Source organism: Methylobacterium sp. CM6244, from assembly GCF_054817885.1.
On the sequence record NZ_CM139247.1, the window covers coordinates 3,589,024 to 3,609,680 of the forward strand.

The 20,657-nt window shown below is 68.3% G+C and carries 18 protein-coding genes; 9 read left to right on the forward strand and 9 right to left on the reverse strand.

Features of this window, described 5'->3' with window-relative positions; translation table 11 throughout:
* Nucleotides 1–29: 29 nt before the first annotated feature.
* The 6 genes from ACYQML_RS16715 to ACYQML_RS16740 are packed head-to-tail and all read right to left on the reverse strand — an operon-like array spanning nt 30 to nt 7,852.
* A complete protein-coding gene (locus ACYQML_RS16715; RefSeq protein ID WP_461233467.1) occupies nt 30–1,181 on the reverse strand; it encodes an ABC transporter substrate-binding protein in 1,152 nt (383 codons plus the stop codon).
* Nucleotides 1,182–1,224: 43 nt separating this feature from the next.
* A complete protein-coding gene (locus tag ACYQML_RS16720; protein WP_056433989.1) occupies nt 1,225–2,448 on the reverse strand; it encodes a xanthine dehydrogenase family Fe-S subunit in 1,224 nt (407 codons plus the stop codon).
* Nucleotides 2,445–3,320, reverse strand: coding sequence for an FAD binding domain-containing protein (locus ACYQML_RS16725; RefSeq protein ID WP_056433992.1), 876 nt, complete (start codon nt 3,318–3,320; stop codon nt 2,445–2,447). Before ACYQML_RS16725 ends, ACYQML_RS16720 begins: the two co-directional genes overlap by 4 nt.
* Nucleotides 3,317–5,689 (reverse strand): xanthine dehydrogenase family protein molybdopterin-binding subunit, encoded by a 2,373-nt coding sequence (locus ACYQML_RS16730; protein ID WP_461233468.1) that lies wholly within the window; start codon nt 5,687–5,689, stop codon nt 3,317–3,319. The genes ACYQML_RS16725 and ACYQML_RS16730 overlap by 4 nt, the downstream gene beginning before the upstream one ends.
* Nucleotides 5,686–6,552 carry an alpha/beta hydrolase gene (locus ACYQML_RS16735; protein ID WP_461233469.1) on the reverse strand — a complete coding sequence of 289 codons (867 nt, stop codon included), beginning with the start codon at nt 6,550–6,552 and terminating at the stop codon, nt 5,686–5,688. Before ACYQML_RS16735 ends, ACYQML_RS16730 begins: the two co-directional genes overlap by 4 nt.
* Before the next feature lie 25 nt (nt 6,553–6,577).
* A complete protein-coding gene (locus tag ACYQML_RS16740; protein WP_461233470.1) occupies nt 6,578–7,852 on the reverse strand; it encodes an amidohydrolase/deacetylase family metallohydrolase in 1,275 nt (424 codons plus the stop codon).
* Between the two features lie 151 nt (nt 7,853–8,003).
* Here ACYQML_RS16740 and ACYQML_RS16745 point away from each other — a divergent pair, with 151 nt between their 5' ends.
* Nucleotides 8,004–8,525: a MarR family winged helix-turn-helix transcriptional regulator gene (locus ACYQML_RS16745; protein WP_461233471.1), complete on the forward strand. Its 522-nt coding sequence runs from the start codon at nt 8,004–8,006 to the stop codon at nt 8,523–8,525.
* A 60-nt stretch (nt 8,526–8,585) separates the two neighbouring features.
* Here the strand turns inward: ACYQML_RS16745 and ACYQML_RS16750 are convergent, their stop codons facing one another.
* Nucleotides 8,586–9,590 carry a LysR family transcriptional regulator gene (locus tag ACYQML_RS16750; protein WP_082470081.1) on the reverse strand — a complete coding sequence of 335 codons (1,005 nt, stop codon included), beginning with the start codon at nt 9,588–9,590 and terminating at the stop codon, nt 8,586–8,588.
* A gap of 148 nt (nt 9,591–9,738) precedes the next feature.
* Between ACYQML_RS16750 and ACYQML_RS16755 the strand changes: the two genes are divergently transcribed.
* The 7 genes from ACYQML_RS16755 (at nt 9,739) to ACYQML_RS16785 (ending at nt 18,684) form a co-directional block, all read left to right on the forward strand.
* Nucleotides 9,739–10,755, forward strand: a complete 1,017-nt coding sequence (locus tag ACYQML_RS16755; RefSeq protein ID WP_461233472.1) for a carbon-nitrogen hydrolase family protein — start codon at nt 9,739–9,741, stop codon at nt 10,753–10,755.
* Between the two features lie 111 nt (nt 10,756–10,866).
* Nucleotides 10,867–12,180 carry a substrate-binding protein gene (locus ACYQML_RS16760; RefSeq protein WP_156467937.1) on the forward strand — a complete coding sequence of 438 codons (1,314 nt, stop codon included), beginning with the start codon at nt 10,867–10,869 and terminating at the stop codon, nt 12,178–12,180.
* A gap of 11 nt (nt 12,181–12,191) precedes the next feature.
* Nucleotides 12,192–13,067, forward strand: coding sequence for a branched-chain amino acid ABC transporter permease (locus ACYQML_RS16765; RefSeq protein ID WP_056434011.1), 876 nt, complete (start codon nt 12,192–12,194; stop codon nt 13,065–13,067).
* A complete protein-coding gene (locus ACYQML_RS16770; protein ID WP_461233473.1) occupies nt 13,067–14,989 on the forward strand; it encodes a branched-chain amino acid ABC transporter ATP-binding protein/permease in 1,923 nt (640 codons plus the stop codon). Before ACYQML_RS16765 ends, ACYQML_RS16770 begins: the two co-directional genes overlap by 1 nt.
* Nucleotides 14,976–15,680 carry an ABC transporter ATP-binding protein gene (locus tag ACYQML_RS16775; protein WP_056434019.1) on the forward strand — a complete coding sequence of 235 codons (705 nt, stop codon included), beginning with the start codon at nt 14,976–14,978 and terminating at the stop codon, nt 15,678–15,680. The genes ACYQML_RS16770 and ACYQML_RS16775 overlap by 14 nt, the downstream gene beginning before the upstream one ends.
* Before the next feature lie 117 nt (nt 15,681–15,797).
* A complete protein-coding gene (pyk, locus tag ACYQML_RS16780) occupies nt 15,798–17,219 on the forward strand; it encodes a pyruvate kinase (protein ID WP_461233474.1) in 1,422 nt (473 codons plus the stop codon).
* Nucleotides 17,220–17,433: 214 nt separating this feature from the next.
* On the forward strand, nt 17,434–18,684 hold the full coding sequence (locus ACYQML_RS16785; protein ID WP_461233475.1) for a glutamate carboxypeptidase: 1,251 nt from the start codon (nt 17,434–17,436) through the stop codon (nt 18,682–18,684).
* A 10-nt stretch (nt 18,685–18,694) separates the two neighbouring features.
* Here ACYQML_RS16785 and ACYQML_RS16790 read toward each other — a convergent pair whose 3' ends face one another.
* Both ACYQML_RS16790 and ACYQML_RS16795 read right to left on the reverse strand, forming a co-directional pair.
* Entirely contained in the window at nt 18,695–18,907 is a 213-nt protein-coding gene (locus ACYQML_RS16790; RefSeq protein ID WP_056434031.1) for a DUF6494 family protein, read from the reverse strand.
* Nucleotides 18,908–19,071: 164 nt separating this feature from the next.
* Nucleotides 19,072–19,434, reverse strand: a complete 363-nt coding sequence (locus ACYQML_RS16795) for a YybH family protein (protein ID WP_461233476.1) — start codon at nt 19,432–19,434, stop codon at nt 19,072–19,074.
* 523 nt (nt 19,435–19,957) lie between these two features.
* Between ACYQML_RS16795 and ACYQML_RS16800 the strand changes: the two genes are divergently transcribed.
* Nucleotides 19,958–20,410: a tellurite resistance TerB family protein gene (locus ACYQML_RS16800; RefSeq protein WP_056434039.1), complete on the forward strand. Its 453-nt coding sequence runs from the start codon at nt 19,958–19,960 to the stop codon at nt 20,408–20,410.
* Nucleotides 20,411–20,657: the final 247 nt, after the last annotated feature.

Genomic DNA, 20,657 nt, shown 5'->3' on the forward strand with positions numbered 1-20,657 from the left:
GGGGTGCGAGCCGGGAGGCTTGCGCGCGGCTAGAGTTCGGGCACCACGACCTTCCCGCCGTCGATCTTGACGAGGTAGACGTCGGGCTTGCTCTGGCCGCTCTCGGACCCGGCGGGGCCGGCCTTGGCGAAGCGGATCTGTCCGTTGAGGCCGGTGAAATCGACCGACCAGAACCCCTTCTTGATCGAGGCCGCATCGGCGGCGCCGCCCTTTTCGATGGCCGCCGCGATGGCGCGGATGCCGTCGTAGCCCCGGAAGCTCTCGGTGACGCCGGCGAACTCGAAGCCGCGCTTCTTCCATTCGCCGATGAAATAGGCGGTGGCCGCCGGGTTCGGGGTTTTGTCCGGGTACCAGGGCAGGAAGGTGGTGAGATGCATCGTCCCCTCGGCGGCGTTGCCCGCCTGGGCGATGATCTGGTCGGGGTTCTGGGAGCCGCCGGTGGTGATGATCCGCTTCTTGAGGCCGAGCGCCGCCATCTGCTTGAACAGAAGCGTCAGCTGGTCGACGGCGGCCGTGATCATGATCGTGTCGGCATCCGAGCCCTTCAGCTTGGACAATTGAGCGCTCATGTCCTGCGCGCCCTGGTCCATGGTCTCCACGAGGCCGACCGTGACGCCCTTGCCCTTGAGCATCTTGCCGAAATCGGCCGCCGCCCCCCGGCCCCAGTCGTTGTTGATGGCCAGGAAATCGACCTTCTTCAGCCCGAGCTTCTCCACCATCGGCGCGAAGGCCTCGGCTTCCAGGGCCGAGGGCGGCGAGATGCGGAAGACGTACGGATTGCCCGAGGTGGTGATCTTGCCCGACGACGACGTCTCCACCAGCATCGCGGTCTCGTAATCGGCGAGCTTGGGCATCACCGCGAGCGTCAGGCTCGAACCCCAGGCCCCCATGAGCACCGGGGTCTTGTCGCTGGTGATGAGTTTTTCAGCCACCGCCGCTGCCTCGGTGGGGTTGCTCTTGTTGTCCTCGACGACGAGTTCGAGCTTCTTTCCCAAGACACCGCCCTTGGCGTTGATTTCGTCGGCGGCGATCCGGGCGCCGTTGACCACGTAGGTGCCCGACGCCGCGAACGGCCCGGTGAGGGGCTCGTTGACGCCGATCCGGATCGCCTGCGCGTGGGCTACCCCCGCCGACAGGACGAAGGCGAGGGTCAAGGCGGGAATCGTGTGGCTGCGCGTCATGGTGGTCTCCGGTCTTGAGCAGGATCGCGGGGGGAGGCGACGGTCAGGGACGGCGGCCCCATGCGGCGAGACGCCGGCGCAGGGAGGTCGTCAGCATCGTGAGGAGCAGGCGCAGGGGGTTGAGGCCCGTGGCAGCCGGGGCCGGCGCACCGGAGAGGCGGGCTTCGAGGTTCGCGGCGAAGTCGGCCCCGAGGCGTCCGGCGAGGTCGCGCACGAGCCCCGGCCGCCCGAACTGCGCCAGCGGCCCCTTGAGGGTGTAGCCGACGGCGAGATCGATCCGGGCGGTACCGGGGGTCTCGCCCGGTCCGACGCGGTAGCGGATCTCGCCCTGGGTGGCGGAGCGGCCCCCCGCGTCGCTGCCCGCGCCGAGGATGCGTCCCGTGCGGGCCGCCTCATCGCGAAAGATCCGGGCGCGGCCGCGAAAGCGCGCGGCGATCGGCCCGATCCGCACCTGAAGCGCGCCCTCGACCGCGTCCGGGTTCGGCTGGCCCGTCAGCATGGCGCCGGGCAGGCAGGCGGCCACGGCCTCGACGTCGCCGAACAGAGCGAAGACGGTGTCGGGCGGGTGCGCCACGGTGAAGGACTGGTCGAACCGGTGGGCCGGCACGAAATCGCCGTCGAGATCGGCGATCGACGGCGCGGTCTCGGCCTGTGCGACGGGGCGCAGGGGCGTGCGGGCCGCATCCGATGCAGTGCCGGACGACGTGCCGAGGCGCGCGCCGACGGGGCCGAGGCCGCGCTGTCCGCCGGTCGTCGGCCCGATACCGCGGGCGCGGCGCTCGGCGATGACGCTACGGACCGCCCGGACGATGCCGACATAACCGGTGCAGCGGCACAGGTTGCCCGAGAGGCCGGCGCGGATGCGGCGCTCGTCGGCGTCCGGCAGGCGCAGGACGAGATCACGGGCGGCGATGAGCATGCCGGGCGTGCAGTAGCCGCACTGGAGGGCGTGCTCACGGTTGAAGGCGGCGCGCAATTCACCGGCGACCGGGTCGTCGTCGAGGCCTTCGATGGTGGTGATGTCGGCCCCCGCGCAGGCCCCCGAAACGGTCAGGCAGGCGCGGGCCGGCTCGCCGTCGAGCAGCACCGTGCAGGCCCCGCAGATTCCGTGCTCGCAGCCGAGATGGGTCCCGGTCAGGTCGAGGGTGTCGCGCAGGACGTCGCCGAGATGCGTGCGCGGCTCGGCCCGCAGGCTGCGCGCACGACCGTTTACGGTGAAGTTTAGCGGCAGGCGGTCGTCGCGAAGGGCTGACGCGGCGGTGCTCATGCGGCCTCGCTGACAGTAGGTGTGAGGGAGGGCGGCGCGGCGGCCGCCTGGGCAATGGCGCGGCCCAGCACGGTGACGTGGACGTAACGGTCGACGGCGTCGGTCATCCCGGCCTCGCGCAGGCGCGCATCGGCGGCCCGGGCATCGAAGCGTTCGGCGAAGTCGGGACCGATCCGGCCGCCGAACAGGTCGGATGCGTCCGGGATCACGAGGGGCGCACGCTCGATGGCGCCGATCACCACACGGCCGCGCCCGGCATGGGGCTCGATCCGTACGGCCCCGATGGCGTGGGCGAACTCGCCGATCTTGGAGCAATGCTTGACGTAGCCCCAGGCAGTGCCGGGAGGGAGGGCGGAAATCCGCACGGCGACCAGCATCTCGCCGGGCGCCAGGGCCACGTCGAGGGCGCCGGTGACGAAGTCCTCCAGGGCCAGCCGGCGGCGACCGGATGTCGAGGCCAGCTCGACTTCGGCGCCGAGCGCGATCAGCGACGTGACCCAGTCGGCGGCCGGATCGGCATGGACGAGGGAGCCGCCAATGGTGCCGCGATTGCGCACCGGCCGGTAGGCGATGGCCATCGCCACCCGCGCCATGACGCCGCCCGTGAGGTCGGGGACGCGCCCGTCCTCGATATCCGCATGGGTGATGCAGGCGCCGAGCACCAGGGTCTCGCCTTCGACCGAGGCCCGACGCAGCTCGGGGATGCCCGTGATGTCGAGGACGAGGTCGGGTTCGACGAGGCGCAGGTTCAGCATCGGTCCGAGGGATTGCCCCCCGGCCATCAGCTTCACGCTGCCCTCGGCGGTGGCGAGCCGGGCGAGCAGGGCGGACAGATCGCCGGGGCGCTCATAGGCGAAGCGGGCGGGTTTCATGCGGCCTCCCGGCTGCGGGCAGAGGCCGCGTCGCGAGCCTCCAGCACGGCCTCGACGATGCGGTGCTGGCTCACCGGCGCATGCAGCATCGCCACACCGAGGGGACGCAGGGCGTCGTTGATGGCGTTGGCGAGCGCAGCCGGGGGCGCGATGGCCCCGCCCTCGCCGATCCCCTTCACGCCGAACTGCGTGTAGGGGGAGGGGGTCTCCATGTGGTCGATGCGGGGTTCGGGCACCTCCGCCGGCCCCGGCAGGAGGTAGTCGGCGAAAGTGGAGGCGAGGGGCTGGCCCCGGGAATCGAAGCGCATTTCCTCGTAGAGGGCCGTGCCGATGCCCTGCGCGAGGCCGCCATAGATCTGGCCGTCCACCACCAGCGGGTTCACGAGGGTGCCGCCATCCTCGACGATGACGTAGTCGAGGATTTCCACCGCCCCGAGATCGGGGTCCACGGCGACGAGGGCCGCGTGGGCCGCGTACGAGAAGGTGCCGGAATCGCGTTGCGGCTTATAACCGGCGGTGACTTCGAGGCCGCCCGGATTCACGTCCAGGCTCAAATCCTGCGGGCGCCGGTACCAGGTGTGGGCGATCTGCGCGAGGCCGACATCGCCCGAGGGAGCGACGACGCGGCCCGCCTCGAAACGGCAGTCCGCCGGGTCGGCCTGGAGCAGGTGCGCCCCGATGCGGAGCGCCCGCAAGCTGAGTTCGCGGCAGGCCGCCGCCACGGCGCCGCCCGCCATCACCATCACGCGCGAGCCCCAGGAGCCGGTGGAATACGGCGTCATGGCAGTGTCGCCATGGACGAGGCGCGTGCGGGCCACCGGAACGCCGAGGATCTCGTGCGCCACCTGCGCCAGGGTCGTCTCCAATCCCTGCCCGTGCGAATGGGCACCGATCCGGAGTTCGAGGCCGCCATCGGGGGTGAGGCGCGCACCCGCCTGCTCGTGGCCCGGCACCATGGGGATGCCCCAGCCGGAATAGACCGAGGTGCCGTGGGCCGCCTGCTCGCAATAGATCGAAAGCCCCAGGCCGATGCGGCGCCCGTCGGGCTCGGGAATCCGCTGGCGCGCCCGTACGGCGTCGACATCGATGGCTTTCAGGGCGCGTCTCAGCGCCTGCGGGTAGTCGCCGCTGTCGAAATGCTTGGCGGTGATGTTGTCGAAGGGCATCTGCTCGGCCCGCACGAGGTTCTTCTCGCGCACCGTCCAGGGCTCGAGGCCGGCCTCGGCCGCCACCGCGTCGAGGATGAGCTCCATGGCGAAACACACGCCGGTCCGGGCGACGCCGCGATAGGGCAGGATCGGGCACTTGTTGGTGGCGACCGACCAGGTCCGGCAGCGATAGGCCGGGAAGTCGTAAGGGCCGGGCAGGATGCTGGCCACCTGCGCCGCCTCCAGACAGGCGGAGAACGGGTAGGCCGAATAGGCCCCGGAATCGACGGTGGCCTCGCAATCGATGCCCCGGAGGGTGCCGTCCCGCTCCGCATAGGCGGTGATGCGGTAATGGTGCTCGCGGCAATTGGCGTTTGCGGTGAGGTGTTCGCGCCGGTCCTCCAGCCAGCGCACGGGGTGGCCGACGCGGAGCGCCAGCCAGGCGAGGCAGACATCCTCGGCGAGCAGGATCGCCTTGTAGCCAAAGCCGCCGCCGACATCGGGCGAGACGATGCGCAGGCGCCCCTGCTCGATCCCGAGACATTCGGAGAGGCCGTTGCGCACGATATGCGGCATCTGGCTCGCCGTGTGGACCACGAGCTGGTCCATGCGGTGGTCGAGATGCACCACCGTGCCCCGCCCCTCGATGGGCGCCATGCACTGGCGTCCGGTGGAGATGGTCCGCGAGACCTTGATCGGGGCATCGAGCGCCGCGGCGAAGTTCACGTCGACCAGGGTCTCCAGGTAAACGTTGTCGCCCCAATGCTCGTGGACCAGGGCGGAGCCGGGCTCGCGGGCGGCAAGCATGTCGTGCACGGCCGGAAGCTCTTCGAGGTCGAGGACGATGGCGGCGGCGATGTCCTCGGCTTGCGCTCGCGTCGGCGCGAGGCAGATCGCCAGCAATTCGCCGACCTGCCGGACCTTGTCCTTGGCGAGGACCGGCTGCTCGGAGACCTTGAAGCCGGCGAGCCCCGAGACGGACCGGATCGGCTGCACGTCCGCGAGGTCGGCCGCCGTGAACACGTGGTGGCGAAACGCCTCCGGTACGTGGATCGCCCGGATGCGGGCATGCGCCAGGGGGCTGCGCACGAAGGCGACGTCCTGCAGGCCGGGTAGGCGCAGGTCGCCGACATAGTGTCCGCGCCCGCGCATCAGGCGGTCGTCTTCCTTGCGGGGCAGGCGTGCGCCGACGCCCTCGGTGAGCAGGATCGCGTCGCTCATGCGTGTCTCCCCTCGATGAGATCGATGGCGGCGCGCACCAGCATGCCGCCGGGACGACGCAGTTCGTTCAAGATCGAGAAGTGCTCGGCCCCCGCCGCGGGGACGAGCGGCCCCGGCGCGTGGTGGGCGCTGCGCAGGGCGTGGAAGTCGCGGGCGTCGTGGACGAGGGCCGGGCGCTCGGCCGTGCCGTAGGCGATGGCCAGGGGTTTCCCCACCACCGGCAGGCGCAGCGGCGACAAGGCCGCGACCTCAGCGTCGGTAAGGGAGAGGGCCTGGTTCAGCCCGGTGTCACGGATGGGCCCGAGTTCGTAGACGCCCGAAATCGCGAGCCCCGCCACCACGGCCGGGTGATGGAGCTGCATCGCCGCGAGATGCGCCCCCGCCGACCAGCCGGCGAGGACCAGCGGACCACTGAGGCCGTGCGCCGGCCCGTGCTCGGCCAGCCAGTCGATGGCCAGGCCGATCTCCTCGACGATTTGCGTCAGGCTCGCCTCGGGGGCGAGGGTGTGGCCGGGCATCGCCACGGACCAGCCGGCGGCGGCGGGGCCTTCGGCGAAGCAGGCGAACAAGTCAGGGGAATTGCGCTGCCAATAGCCGCCATGGATGAAGACGAGGCAGGGCGCCGCCGGGTTTGTCGCCGGATAGAGGTCGAGGGCCGTGCGGGGCGCCGACGCATAGGGGATGTCGAGGGCGCCCGGATGCGCAGCGCGGTAGGCGGCGGAGGCCGCGTTGCGCGCCGCGGCCTGGGCGGCGGCATCGGGCACCGCCGCGTTGTTGTCGTAGGCGGCATCGCGCGCTGCCCGGTCGAGGCGGGACCAATCGTGCCGGGGGTCGGGCGGCAGCGGGGACGGATCGGCCCTCATACGGTCGTCTCCTTGGGTGCCAGGGTCAGGCCGCGATGGCGCTGGGCAGGATCGGCGAGTCGGCGTCGAAGCGGCGGCCGGCGCGCAGGCAGAAGGCCGGCTGCAGCAGGCGCTGGGCGATGACCTGGGTGTCCTCGTTGTCGCGCAGGAGGAACCGGCCGCGATGGTCGTGCAGCACCGAGACGTCGGCGGCGAAGCCCGGCGTCAGGGCACCGATCCGGTCGGACAGGCCCAGCATCTCCGCCGGATGCTTCGTCACCATGGGGACGACCTGTTCGAGGCTGAGGCCCAAAGCCATCATCGAACTCATGGCCTGGGTCAGGCTGAAGCGGGCTTGGCCCAGGAAGGGGTGGTTCTCGTCGTCGTGGTGCTCGTCGGGCGTGCCCGCCGGCCGAGGCACCTCGGTGTTGTAGCCGTGCATGTCGGCGCCCAGCGTGTAGGGCACGACGCCCGCCGGCAGGGAGGCGCGGGCCACCCGATAGGAGAAGTGGCTGCCATGCCCGACATCGACCCGGAGGCCCGCATCCATCGCCGCCCGGATGATCGGGTGGACGACGCCCTCCTCGTTGATGAAGCCGCCGGGATGCCGGGTGAACGGGTGGGCGAGGAAATCCCCGGGACGCAGCAGCGGGATCACCCGCTCCATGATGGTGTTGGCGTCCTCGCCATTGGCGCCGTTCTCGGGCAGGCCCCAGAGCTGGCCGAAATGCACGTAGAGCGGCAGGTCGGCCCGGCGGCTGATCTCGGCCGCCATCTCCATCACCTTGATGCCCCAGCGGGCGAAGCCCCCGATCTCCGCATGGCCCTTGATGCCGCGCACGAGGTCGCGGTTCGCCACCGCCGACTTCACCGTGGCGTCGATGTCGACCCCGTCCGGGCTGTAGAGGTTCGGGTAGAAGTGACCTTCGAGGCCCCCGACCAGATAGGCGGAGAGGAAGGCGTAGATCCGGGTTTCGGCCTTCTCCGCGATGAAGTGGCGGAAGCCCGGCAGGGTCATGCAGGACGCGCCGCCCTGATCGATCACCGTGGTCACGCCCGAGCGCACACCGACCATGTCCGGCGGCAGTCCGAACCGGCCGGTAACGTATTGGTAGACGTGCCCGTGGGTGTCGATCATCCCCGGCAGGACGAGCTTGCCTGAGACGTTCACCACCTCGGTGGCGGCGGACGGTATGATGCTGTCCTCGACGGCGGCGATCCGCCCGTCGCGGATGGCGACGTCCTTGATGCCATCGATGCTAGAGGCCGGGCAGATGACCCGTCCGCCGCGCAGCAGCATGTCGTAGCGACCAGCGTCCATTCCGTCTCCTCCATCGTCGCGCGTCGGCCTTCGCCTTGCCTCGCACGGACGTGACCAAGGAAATGCGAAGTATGCTTCGTATATCTGCCTAGGCATGTTACGTGCCAGGAACCGTCCGGGCTTCGGATCGGGAGCGGGAGACGGGACGCAGATGAACGAAGGCGGGCTGGCTGAAGCGGATGCGGCGCCATCACCGGAGGCTCTTCAGCCCCTCGGAACGCCTTGGCTCCTGCCGGAACGGCCGGGTTTTCTGATGCGGCGGCTACATCAGATCCATGTTAGCCTATTTTCAGAGCGTTGTGGCGCTTTCCGCGTCACTCCCCTGCAGTACAGCCTGCTCTCTCTACTGGCAGAGCGTGAGGAAGCCGACCAGACAACCTTGGCCAATGCGGTCGCCCTCGACAGGACGACGACGACCGGCGCCCTCAAACGCCTGGAACTTCGCGGATACGTCGAACGCTCTGCTTCGCCGACCGACCGGCGTTCTCAACGCTGTCGCCTGACCCAGGCAGGCCGTGCCCTGCTGGGGCAGATGGAGACGGCCGCGCGTCAGGCCCATGACGCGACGCTCGAACCCCTTTCGGAAGAGGAGCAGGCGACACTGATCCGGCTCATGAAGAAGATCACCGCCGCCCATCAGCAACGTCGGGACGCGGACGGGCTCGTGAATTGAGCGGCCCCGCAGAGAAGCGCCCGCAGGCCTCCAGCGCGCAGGCGGGTGACCGCCCGACGATCATGCAGAATGCACTGTCTCGCATCGCGGTTGAACACTTGGAACGCGCTTCCGCGGCGGTTCCCCGACATGGCGAACCGCCGGTGGAGCGGCATCGTCCGCCGACACCCGAAACTGCGCATCCGCTGTAATCGTGCTCTTCAGGAAGGCCATGACGGCCCGGATGCGGGGCACGAATTGAAGATCTGCGTGAACGTTCAGCCAGAGTTCCCGGGTCGTGAAGGCGCTCCCGTGCAGAACCGGAACGAGGTCGTCACGGGCCGTCACCGCAAAGCTCGGCAGCAGAACGAGGCCGAGCCCTCCGAGTGCCGCGCTCTTCTGCGCGATCATGCTGGTGGAGCGGAACACCGTCCGGGGCTCGTCGAGCACGTCGTCCAGCCAGCGGACGCAATCGACCTGTATGAGATCCTCGACGTAAGAGACGAAGCGGTGCTCCTTCAGCGCCCATAGATCGACGGGGCATCCATGCCGCGCGAGGTAGCTCGGCGCCGCATACAGGCCAAGCCGGAACGCTCCGATCTGCTCCGAGACCAACCCTCTCCCCGGTGGCTTGAAGAAGCTGAGGAAGAGGTCGGCCTCGCGACGGTTGACGTAGACGGTCTGAGCCGAGGTCACGAGGTCGATCATCAAGTCGGGGTGGCGGTCTCTCAAGCTCGAGAGGCGCTCGGCGAGGTACAGGGAGGCAATGCCTTCCATCGTGGCGAGCCGTACGCGCCCCCCGATACGGCCATCGCCGGAATGATCCTCGTGCCGGAGGGAGATGACCGCGCTCTCGACCTGCTCGGCATGCTGGAGCATGCGCTGCCCCATATCGCTGAGACGGAGCCCCGACGGCACGCGCTCGAAGAGTGCGAGGCCGAGGACACTCTCCAGGTTCGCCAGCCTCCGGCTCACAGTGGATTGGTCGACCTTCAGGCGCTTGGCCGCGGCGGCGAGACTCCCGCCACGGGCCGCTCCCAGGAAGACCTTGATGTCGTTCCAGTCCAGGAGATCGAAGGTCTGCATGGTCGAAGCGGGCGCAAGATGTGCGCCAGTCGCCCCTGTGCGCCGGCCCGGACATCATCCCGGAGACATCCTGCAAGGCGCCTTGCAGAATTGCCCGCTTCGCAAGCCGATTCCACCACGTAACTTCGGCGTGGAAAGGGAAACCCCGATGCTTCCACGGTTCAAGGCCGCAGCAATTCACGCAGCACCCGTCTTCCTCGATGCCGCCGCGACCACCGCCAAGGCGGTCGCCCTGATCGAAGAAGCGGCCCGGGCCGGCGCCGCGCTGGTCGCCTTTCCCGAGACCTTCATCCCGGCCTTTCCGGTCTGGGCCGCCCTCTCGGCTCCCATCGACAACCACGATCTGTTCGCCCGCATGGCGGAGCAATCAGTCCTCGTCGACGGACCGGAGATCGCGCGGATCCGGCAGGCGGCGCGGGCAGCGGGCATCTTCGTATCGATCGGCATCAGCGAGCGCTCGCCCGCCAGCGTGGGCTGCCTTTGGAACGCAAACCTTTTCATCGGGGAGGATGGCACGATCCTCAACCACCACCGCAAGCTGATGCCGACCTATTACGAGAAGCTCATCTGGGCCTCGGGCGACGGGGCTGGGCTTAAAGTGGTGGAGACGGGGATCGGCCGCATCGGCCAGCTCATCTGCGGCGAAAACACCAACCCGCTCGCCCGCTATGCCCTGATGGCGCAGGGCGAGCAGTTCCACATCTCGTCCTGGCCTCCGGTCTGGCCGACACGTCGGCCGCAGGGCGGCGGCAATTACGACAACCTCGCCGCCAACCGCCTGCGCGCCAGTGCCCATTGCTTCGAGGCCAAGGCCTTCGGACTGGTCACGGCCGGCGTGCTGGACCGGGACGCCTACGACTTCCTGGCGGCGCGCGATCCGGGCGCCGCCGAGGTGCTCGACGGAACGCCGCGCGCCGCCTCGTTCTTCGTCGATCCGACCGGCACGCAGATCGGCGAGGCGCTGCAGGAGGAGGGGATTCTCTACGCTGAGATCGACCTCGACGCCTGCGTCGAGCCCAAGCAGTTCCACGACGTGGTGGGCTACTACAACCGCTTCGACGTCTTCGACCTCGCCGTGAACCGCCAGCGGCTCGCGCCCGCACAGTTCCGGGACGGTCCGGCGCTTGCGCCCGAGCCGCTGCCGCCTGTGGCGACCGGCGCGTGACTTGCTGACGCCAAGCCGACACGCCCCTGCATTCCTGATCCCGACCGAGTCCCAAGCACAGAAACCTTAGAGCACCCGAACAGCCCCCTCGAAGCCAGACCGGAGAGACCCCTGATGCTCGATCGTCGCACGCTCCTCCTCGCCGGTGCCGCCGGCCTGATGCTGCCGGACCTGCGCGGTGCCCGCGCCCAGAGCCCCGCCCAGATCGGCACCTTTCCGGAGGGGGTGGGCACGGATTCGGTGTTCGTGGGCCTCAACATGCCGTTGACCGGGGTGTTCTCCGGCGACGGCAGCGACCTCAAGCTCGGCTATGAGCTGGCCATCGCGCAGATCAACGCGGGCGGCGAGATCCCCGCTGCCTGGGGCCTCAAGGGCAAGGGCGTCCTCGGGCGCCAGATCCGCCACAAGATCGCCGACACCGAGGGCAAGCCCAACGTCGCGGTCCAGGCCGCGACCCAGTTCATCCAGCGCGACAAAGCCATCATGTTTCAGGGCTCCGTCAGCAGCGCCGAGGCCATCGCCCTGGAAGAGCTCGCGAGCCGCGACAAGGTCCTCTACATGGTCGGCATCGCCGGCTCGAACGACGTCACCGGCAAGAACTGCCAACGCTACGGCTTCCGCTCGCAGCAGAACGCCTACATGGCCGCCAAGGCCCTCGCGCCCGTCGTCGCGAAGGCATTGGGCAAGAACCTCAAGGCCGCCTTCCTCGTCCCCGACTATACCTATGGCCAGACGGTCTACGATTCCTTCTCAAAATTCTCGAAGGAGCAGGGCTGGACACAGGTGCTGAAGGAGACGGTGCCCCTGGGCACGGCCGATTACAGCTCGGCGCTTCTCAACATCGCCAACAGCGGCGCCGATGTCTTCGTCAACATCTGCTTCGGGTCCGACGCGGTGGCCTCCACGAAGCAGGCCGAACAGTTCGGCGTCCTCTCCAGCATGAAGCTCGTGGTGCCCAACCTCTCCTCCTTCCAGGACAAGGAGGTGGGGCCCGAGCTGATGCAGGGCGTCTACGGTTCCTGCGACTTCTGGTGGACGCTGGAGGACCGCTATCCCCTGGCCAAGACCTTCGTGGAGGCGTTCTTTGCCCGAAACAAGTACCGTCCGCGCTGGGGCGCCCACATCGCCTACATGCAGACCTACCTCTGGGCACTCTCGGTGGAGCGGGCAGGGGGGTTCAACCCTGTCGACATCATCAAGGTGATGGAGGGCTCGAAGTCCCAGCCCTACGAGACCACGATCGGCCGCGTCTATTACAGGGCAGAGGACCACCAGATGGTCCGGCCGATCCCGATCCTGCGCGGCAAGGCGCCTTCGGCCATGAAGGGCCCGGAAGATTTCTACGAAGTCGTCGATCTCGTCGACGGCGAGACGGTGATGAACCCGCCCGACCTGTTCGGGTGCAAGCTCGGCCCCTACACCTGAGGCACACGACCATGCCGAGCACCGCCGTCCTCCTTTCCCAGGCCTTCAACGGCCTCGCCCTCGGCAGCCTGCTGGCGCTGGTCTCCAGCGGGCTCACCATCATCCTGGGCACGCTGGGCGTGCTCAACTTCGCCCATGGCGCATTGTTCGCGGTGGGCGCCTACACCGCCTTCGTGATGATGCAGGCGACGCACTCCTTCGTGCTCGCCCTGCTCGGCGGCTGCGCCGTGATGCTCATCATCGGCTTTGCCATGGAGCGGCTCATCATCCGCCATTTCTATGCCCGGCCGGACGAGGACCAGATCCTCGTCACCTACGGGATCGGCATGGTGCTGGTGGAAGCCTTGCGGACCTGGTTCGGCGGCAACAGCCAGCGGGTGCCGGTCCCCTCCTGGGGTACCGGCGCGACGAAGCTCGGCTTTCTGGTCTACCCGACCTACCGTCTCCAGCTGATCGGCATCATCGCGGCGCTGCTGGTGGGCCTCTACCTCGTTCTGTACCGAACCTCGGTGGGACTGGTCGTGCGGGCCGGCATCGAGAATGCCGGCATGGTCGGCATCCTCGGCATCGACGTGCGACGCACCTTCCTCTTCGTCTTCGCGGTGGGCATCGTCGCCGTCGGCCTCGCCGGCATGCTCTACGCCCCCGTCGTCGCGGTCACGCCCGACATGGGCGCGAGCTTCATGGTTCAGTCCTTCGTGGTGATCGTGCTGGGGGGCCTCGGCTCCTTCCCCGGCGCCATCGTCGGTGGCCTGATCGCGGGCGAGATCATCAGCCTGACCAGTGCCTTCAACTCCGCCTATTCGGAGGTGATGCTCTACGGCCTGATGGCCCTCGTCCTGGTGGCGCGGCCGCAAGGGCTGTTCGGTACGGAGGGCCGGGTCTGATGGGCGTCCGTCCGCTGCAGAGAGCCTGGCCCGAACTCGCCCTCCTCGTCGTCCTCCTCACCGCGCCGATCCTCCTGCCGCCGCTCGGCTTCTCGCACGACCTGCTGTCGCGGGCGCTCAACTGGGCGCTGTTCGGCCTCGGCCTCGACATCCTGTTCGGGCTCGCCGGCCTGCTCTCCTTCGGCCAGGCGGCCTTCTACGGGGCAGGCGGGTTCGTCGCCGCCTATTTGCTGGTCTCGGGTCTGATCCAGAGTGTCTGGCTCGCCTTCCTGATCGGCACCCTGGCGGCCGGCCTGTTCGGCCTCGCGGTCGGCTGGCTCGCCGTGCGACGCATCGGCATCTACTTCGCCATGATCACCCTGGCCTTCGGGCAGATGGCCTATTTCATCCAGAACTCTCCGCTCTCCGACTATACCGGCGGCGAGAACGGCATCGCGGGGGTTCCGGTGCCGGTGATCGGCTTCGGGACGTGGGCCGTGCGGATCACCGCCGGCCTCCCCATGTACGCGCTCCTCGCAGCGACCTTCTTCCTCGGCTTCGTGCTGGCCCGGCGCATCGTGCACTCGCCGGTCGGGCTCATCCTGAAAGCGATCAAGGAGAACACCCCGCGCGTGGCCATGCTCGGCCACGACGTGCCGGGCTACAAGCTCGCGGCCTTCACCATCGCGGCCCTCTATGCGGGCCTCGCCGGCGCGATGCTGGGTTCCTTCCAGAGCTACATGCCGCCGGACGCCTTCGCGCTGGAGACCTCGGGCCAGCTGGTGGTGCAGACCATCGTGGGCGGGGTCGGAACGCTCGTGGGGCCCCTCGTGGGCGCCGTGCTCTGGCTGTGGCTGCGCGACAACCTCCAGCTCATTCCGGGCTTCGGCTCCCTCTGGAAGCTGATCCTAGGCGTAGCCTTCATCGGCTTGGTGATGGGCCTGCGGCGCGGCATCTGCGGAGAGATCCTGCATCGCTGGCAACAGCGCGGCGAGGCGATCCGCCTCCGCGCCGCGAAGGTACGCACGGAGGCGATCGAGGACGCCATCGCTTCGGGAGGTATCGTCGCGCCGGAAATCCCGGCCGAGGTCGCGCTGCCCATGCCACGACCGGCAGTGAACTGTCGCACCGCCCATGCGGAGATCGCATTGGAAGCTCGAGGGCTCGCCCGACATTACGGGGGCCTCAAGGCCGTGGACGGCGTGAGTTTCCAGGTCCGGCGCGGCTCGATCCATGCGGTGATCGGCCCGAACGGCGCCGGCAAGAGCACGCTCTTCAAGATGCTCTCCGACGAGGTGACCCCAAGCGCGGGATCGGTCCTGCTATTCGGCGAGCGGCTCACGGGGGCGGGCGTGACGGAGGCGACGCAGCGCGGCGTCGCCAAGAGCAACCAGCTCAACCAGCTCTTTCTCAACCTCTCCGTACGGGAGAACCTGCGGGTGGCGGCCCTCGCCAGGGCTCGCGGGCGATTCCGTCTCGACCTTCTCGCCCCAGCCACGGGCCGGGCGGAGGTGGAGGCGCAGGTCGAGACCATGCTGAGCATCCTCGACCTCGGGATGCGGGCCGAGACGCGTGTCGGCATCCTCGCCTATGGCGAGAAGCGCCGGCTCGAGATCGGCATGGCCTTGGCCACCAGCCCCAACGTTCTCCTCCTCGACGAGCCACTGGCCGGCATGAGCCCCTCGGAACGCGTCGCGACCTGCGCACTCATCAGGCGGATCGGTCGTTCCTGCACGATCCTCCTCGTCGAGCACGACCTCGATGCCGTCTTCGATCTCGCCGAGCGAATCACCGTCCTGAGCGAAGGGCGCCTTCTCGCGGACGGGCCCGCCGAGACCGTGCGCCGCGACCCGGCGGTGCAGAAGGCCTATCTGGGTGCTGCCCCGGATGAAGCCTCCGGCGAGGGGACCACGATCCTGGGAGCCACGCATGAGCCTGCTTGAGGTCGAGGGCATCAACACCCTCTATGGGGATTCGCACGTCCTCTTCGACGTCTCGCTCCGGGTCGAGGAGAACGAGGTCGTGGCCCTGCTCGGCCGCAACGGGGCCGGCAAGACCACGACGCTCCGGACCCTGATGGGCGCCCTCTCCCCACGTAGCGGCACGATCCGCCTCGACGGCAAACAAATCCAGGGATTACCACCCGAGAAGATCGCGCGGGTCGGCATGCAGCTCGTGCCCGAAGAACGCGCCATCTTCGGCACCCTCACGGTGGAGGAGAACCTGCGCGTCGCCCGCCTCACCGCACCGAAGGGCTGGTCCCTCGACCGGGTCTGGGAAGTCTTCCCGCGCCTGAAGGAGCGCCGGACGTCGCGGGGCCGGACCTTGTCGGGCGGCGAGCAGCAGATGCTGTCGATCGCCCGAGCACTCATCCGCGACCCCCGGATCATCCTCCTCGACGAACCGTTCGAGGGCCTCGCGCCGCTGATCGTGCAGGACCTGATCGCCCTCACGCGCCGCCTCGCCCAGGAGGGCCGGACGATCGTCGTGGTGGAGCAGAACGTGGCCGCGGTGCTCAGCTTCGCCCAGCGGGTCTACGGCTTCAACAACGGCCACGTCGTCTATGAAGGATCGGCGGCCGACCTTCGCCGCGACCCCTCGCCGATGCGCGCCTTCATGGGGCTGGCCGCATGAGGTCCACCGTCTGCCGAGGCAATGGCCCGGCCCCCCTCTCGACCCAGGCGGTTTCCATGCGATCCTGAGCGTCCGAACCCCGTTCCGAGAAGGCGGTCGCTCGCGGCCGAATCGTTCATGCGCCGCTTCCGTCACGCCAAGATCGTCGCCACCGTCGGCCCCGCCAGCGCGTCGCCCGAGATGCTGCGCCGGCTGTTCCTGGCGGGCGTCGACACCTTCCGCCTCAATTTCAGCCACGGCACGCAGGCCGACCACGCGGTGGTCCATGCCGCGATCCGCGTGCTCGAGCACGAGGTGGGCCGGCCCATCGGCATTCTGCAGGATCTCCAGGGCCCCAAGATCCGCCTCGGAACACTCGCCGGCGGCCGCCTCGACGTGGTCCCGGGTGAGAGCCTCCGCTTCGTCCTCGATGGCGCCGAAGGCGGGCGCGACGCCATCCCCCTTCCGCACCCGGAGATCTTCGCCGCCGTCGCGCCGGGGCAGGACCTGCTCATCGACGACGGTCGCGTGCGGGTGCGTGTCACCGGCCTCACCCGCGACAGCATCATCGCCGAGGTGGTGATCGGCGGCACCCTCTCGAACCGCAAGGGCGTCAACCTCCCCGGCACGCTGCTGGACGTCTCGCCGCTCACCGCCAAGGACCGGGCCGACCTCGCCTTCGGGCTGGAGCTCGGCGTCGACTGGGTCGCGCTCTCCTTCGTGCAGAAGCCCTCCGACGTGATCGAGGCGCGCGGGCTGATCGGCGACCGGGCCGGCATCATGACCAAGGTGGAGAAGCCCCAGGCCCTGGAGCGCATCGACGACATCATCCGCCTCTCGGACGCCGTGATGGTGGCGCGCGGCGACCTCGGCGTGGAGATCCCGCAGGAGGACGTTCCGGGGCGCCAGAAGGAGCTGATCCGCGCCTGCCGCCTCGCGGTGAAGCCCGTGGTGGTGGCGACCCAGATGCTCGATTCGATGGTCTCGGCCCCGACACCGACCCGGGCCGAAGCCTCGGACGTCGCCACCGCGATCTATGACGGGGCGGATGCGGTGATGCTCTCGGCGGAATCCGCCACGGGAAAATTTCCCGTGGAGACCGTGGAAATGATGGCCCGGATCATCCATCGCACCGAGACGCACAAGCTCTACCGCTCGCTCATCACCGCCTCGGACCCCGACGAGGAGGAAACGCCACCGCACGCCATCGCCTCCGCGACGGCCAGCCTCGCCGATGCGGTGAACGCCGCCGCCATCGTGGCCTACACGCTCAGCGGAACCACCGCCGCGCGCATCGCACGCCGGCGCCCGGAGGTGCCGATCCTGGCGCTCACGCCGGACCTCGAGACCTCGCGCCGGCTCTGCCTGCTCTGGGGCGCGCACAGCGTCCAGGCCGCGGAGGTCACCACCTACGAGGAGATGGTGGCGGGCGCCATCGACCAAGCCGTGAAAGAGGGCTTCGCCAAGCCCACGGATCTCGTCGTCATCACCGCCGGCATCCCTTTCGCCGTGGCGGGTACGACGAACAACGTCCGCATCGCTCACGTGCCGCCCGCATAGGCCGTATCAGCCGGTGCGCGACGACGGTCCGAACAAGGGGCACGCCTGGCGACCCGGCCCAAACCCGGCCGGTTCGCCCGCAAGCCGCGCGATCCTTGCGTCGGAGCGGTCTCTACGGTTCTGTGACGATCGATGCGAGAAACTCCGGGACGGGCAGCCTACGAGCCGGATAGATCGTGGCTCGCTGCGTCGGCCTCCGACGAGAAGGATTTCCATGCGTACGACCGCGTCTCTGGCCCTCGCCGTCCTCATGGCGCTGGCGCCGCTCGCCGCCCGGTCCGCTCCGGACGACACCGTGCTTGCAGCGGTGAGGGCGCAGGACGGCCCGTATCGCGAGACGCTGAAGGGGTTGGTCGATCTCGATAGCGGCACCGGCGACGTGTCCGGCCTGTCCAAGGTCGAGGCGCTCCTGAAGGCTCGCCTCGAAGCCTCGGGACTCGTAGTCAGCACCCGCAACGCCCCCGTCTTCGGCGGAAACACGGTGATCGGCACGCGATCGGGCAGCGGCACGCGCAAGATCATGCTGCTGGTGCATTACGACACCGTGTTCGGCACGGGCGACGCTGCCAAGCGCCCCTATACCGAGCGCGAAGGCCGCGCTTATGGACCGGGTGTCGCCGATGCGAAGGGCGGCATCGCGATGATCCTGCACCTCCTTTCCATCCTGGAGACCTTGCGGTTCGACGGTTACGGTACCCTCACGGTGGTCTTCAATCCCGATGAGGAGCGCGGCTCGCGTGGGTCGCGCGACGAGATCGCCAGGATCGCCCGCGATCAGGACGTAGTCCTGTCGTTCGAACCCTCCTTCGCCGAAGCCGGCGTCGATGCCGTCACCGTGGCGACGAAGGGCATCAACTACGCGAGCCTCACCGTGAAAGGCCGTGCCTCCCATGCCGGCGGCGCGCCGGAAGCCGGACGCAACGCGGTGGTCGAACTCTCCCACCAGATCCTCCAGCTTCAGGATCTCGGAGACCCAGCCAAGGGGACGAGCCTGCACTGGACCGTGGTCCACGGCGGCACCAAGCCGAACATCATTCCCGATGACGCCAAGGCGGAGGGCGACATGCGCTACTTCGTGCCGAGCGAGTACGACCGCGTCCTGTCCGAGGGACGGAAGATCGCCGAATCGCATCGCGTTCCCGATACGCAGGTGACCTTCGATCTCGCCAAAGGCCGCCCGCCGCTGCCGAGCAATCCGGGGACGAAGGCCCTCGGGGAACGCGCACGCGCCATCTATGCCGAGATGGGTGCCGAGCTCATGCTGGCGGAGATCGGCGGGGGGACGGATGCGGGCTACGCCTTCCAGCCGGACAGCCCGGCGAAACCCGCTATCCTCGAATCCCTCGGCATCGTCGGGGGCCGCTATCACAGCACGGACGAGTTCGCGGTCCTCGCCAGCATCACGCCGCGGCTCTACCTCGCGACCCGCCTGTTCACGGAGGTGTCGAAGGAGGCAGGCCGCTGATCGTGACAGGTCAGCGTGTCGTGCCCGGATCTTCGCCCAGTGAGATCGTGCGCTCGACCACGTGCTCCAGCGGCGCGTTCTCGGCCGTGAGAGTCATGCGAAGCTTCAAAGACCCGCCCGGCACCTGACCCTCACGGGCCACACGCTCAATCTCACGCTGCGACGTCACTCCGACTTCCTTCAGGAACTTGCGCAGTTCGATGTTGAAGCGATCCTCGTCCATGACGTGTTCCTCCGTTTTGCCCCGATAGAGGCGATGGGACCGGTTATGACCCGGCGGGTCCGGATAGGCTCATCCCTCGAAACGGGATGTGGGCCGGGCCGGGATGCTGGCCCGGCGAACCGAGGATGGTTCAGTTCCAGATGTCGCTCAGTTCCAAGTGTCACTCAGTTCCAAGTGTGGAGCAGAGCGCGCCAACCATCGCCATGAGGCTCCAGAACATTCACCCAATTGCCCCCATAGCTCTGGGACTGCCCCCCCTCTCCCGGTCCGGTCAGCTGCCAGAGCCCGGTGAGGATGACGGTCTCGCCCTTCTGCGTGGTGTCCTGGACCGTGATCTTATGGTCCTTGAATCCCTTCGCCTGCAGGTCGGCGAAGAAAGCGGAAATCTTGTCCGCTCCCTGGACGGGCGAGCCCCCCGCCGGGATCACCTTTCCCTCGTCGCTGTAGAGCTTTCCCAATGCGGCGGTGTCGCCCTTATTGAAGGTCTGATCCCAGAGATCAGCGATCGCTTGGCCTTGTAAACTCATCTCTTCTCCATCCGTTTCTTCGACGGTTCAGCGAGCACATATCGAAGCCGTGGTGCCCAGGGCCAAATGCCCGGAGTCCCGCCCTTGCCTTCCCGCGCGTTCCGAGCCGGCGATGCGGAATGTAGAGCGCCGTTCACCGAAGGGGATGGCCTCCGCCGGTTCGGAGGTCGGATGGAGGTTGGTTCCGATTCCGCATCATCCCCATCCGTCGATCGAACCTCGCCTAAACCTCAACTGCGGGCGACGCCGTGGATCGCCCGACATGGCCTGTCGGGGCTGAGGGCCGGGTTCGGCGAGACCGACCGACGTCGCGAATTCCCTCGACCGCTCGCATTGCCGTGCCACGACACCAACGATGAGTGGCGGCACCGATGACACAGGCTCTGCCATGCGGTGACGTCACTGCCTGCCGGCCCAAGAAAGCTCGTGCGTTCGGCGTGCGAACTTTGCATACGATTCCGAATGGCAGGTTCGAGCGTTGCCCGTTCGCGGCCCTCGGCCGGACCGCCCCAAGGAGTCCCTGATGGGCATTTTTCAGAACCTGCTCGAACGCGTCACCGCCTATGTCGGCGACAAGACGCTGATGTATGCGGCCGTATCCGCAGCCTCGAACGTCATCGTGGCCGACAGTGAGGTGGACGAGGCGGAGGTCGAGGTCGCACTCGCGGCCATGCGGGCGAATCCCATCATCGAGAAGGGATACGATACGCTGATGCTGGAGGCGGAACTGTTCGACGGGATCGCGCGGGCCCGGACCCGCGTGGGGCGGGCGGACAATCTGAGCCGCGTGGCCGCCATCGCCGACAGGTCCATCGATCAACGAAACGGGGTGTTCCTGATCGCGGCCGATGCCGCCGATCACGAGGGGATCAGCGACGTCGAGCACATCGCTCTCGATGAAATCGCCGCCGCCCTTCTGGTCGACAAGGAGGCTCTGCTCCGGCTGGCTCCGGTGAAGCCGTCGATCCCGTCGTAACCGGGGCGATGCGTCCTGCATGGCCGATCTAAGTCATCGATGCGAACCGGCACATCGAAGGGTGTGTCCGGCGGGCGACACCGAATGGTTAAAATCATATTAACCATTCATGACGACCACACGTTAGAAATCCTTCGACTATAGAGCCGGCATCCAACCCTTGCCGGTCATTGCCATGATCCTCGCTTCCCGCAACATCGTCAACGAACACCGCGAGATCGCCGCCATCGCGATCACCTACGGAATC

What these genes read in the sequence shown, in the direction of transcription:
- ACYQML_RS16750 (WP_082470081.1), bottom strand. Translation starts at nt 9,590, where the DNA reads ATGCAGACCTTCGATCTCCTGGACTGGAACGACATCAAGGTCTTCCTG.
- ACYQML_RS16745 (WP_461233471.1), top strand. Translation starts at nt 8,004, where the DNA reads ATGAACGAAGGCGGGCTGGCTGAAGCGGATGCGGCGCCATCACCGGAG.
- pyk (WP_461233474.1), top strand. Translation starts at nt 15,798, where the DNA reads ATGCGCCGCTTCCGTCACGCCAAGATCGTCGCCACCGTCGGCCCCGCC.
- ACYQML_RS16730 (WP_461233468.1), bottom strand. Translation starts at nt 5,689, where the DNA reads ATGAGCGACGCGATCCTGCTCACCGAGGGCGTCGGCGCACGCCTGCCC.
- ACYQML_RS16795 (WP_461233476.1), bottom strand. Translation starts at nt 19,434, where the DNA reads ATGAGTTTACAAGGCCAAGCGATCGCTGATCTCTGGGATCAGACCTTC.
- ACYQML_RS16715 (WP_461233467.1), bottom strand. Translation starts at nt 1,181, where the DNA reads ATGACGCGCAGCCACACGATTCCCGCCTTGACCCTCGCCTTCGTCCTG.
- ACYQML_RS16800 (WP_056434039.1), top strand. Translation starts at nt 19,958, where the DNA reads ATGGGCATTTTTCAGAACCTGCTCGAACGCGTCACCGCCTATGTCGGC.
- ACYQML_RS16720 (WP_056433989.1), bottom strand. Translation starts at nt 2,448, where the DNA reads ATGAGCACCGCCGCGTCAGCCCTTCGCGACGACCGCCTGCCGCTAAAC.
- ACYQML_RS16755 (WP_461233472.1), top strand. Translation starts at nt 9,739, where the DNA reads ATGCTTCCACGGTTCAAGGCCGCAGCAATTCACGCAGCACCCGTCTTC.
- ACYQML_RS16790 (WP_056434031.1), bottom strand. Translation starts at nt 18,907, where the DNA reads ATGGACGAGGATCGCTTCAACATCGAACTGCGCAAGTTCCTGAAGGAA.
- ACYQML_RS16735 (WP_461233469.1), bottom strand. Translation starts at nt 6,552, where the DNA reads ATGAGGGCCGATCCGTCCCCGCTGCCGCCCGACCCCCGGCACGATTGG.
- ACYQML_RS16725 (WP_056433992.1), bottom strand. Translation starts at nt 3,320, where the DNA reads ATGAAACCCGCCCGCTTCGCCTATGAGCGCCCCGGCGATCTGTCCGCC.
- ACYQML_RS16740 (WP_461233470.1), bottom strand. Translation starts at nt 7,852, where the DNA reads ATGGACGCTGGTCGCTACGACATGCTGCTGCGCGGCGGACGGGTCATC.
- ACYQML_RS16765 (WP_056434011.1), top strand. Translation starts at nt 12,192, where the DNA reads ATGCCGAGCACCGCCGTCCTCCTTTCCCAGGCCTTCAACGGCCTCGCC.
- ACYQML_RS16770 (WP_461233473.1), top strand. Translation starts at nt 13,067, where the DNA reads ATGGGCGTCCGTCCGCTGCAGAGAGCCTGGCCCGAACTCGCCCTCCTC.
- ACYQML_RS16785 (WP_461233475.1), top strand. Translation starts at nt 17,434, where the DNA reads ATGCGTACGACCGCGTCTCTGGCCCTCGCCGTCCTCATGGCGCTGGCG.
- ACYQML_RS16775 (WP_056434019.1), top strand. Translation starts at nt 14,976, where the DNA reads ATGAGCCTGCTTGAGGTCGAGGGCATCAACACCCTCTATGGGGATTCG.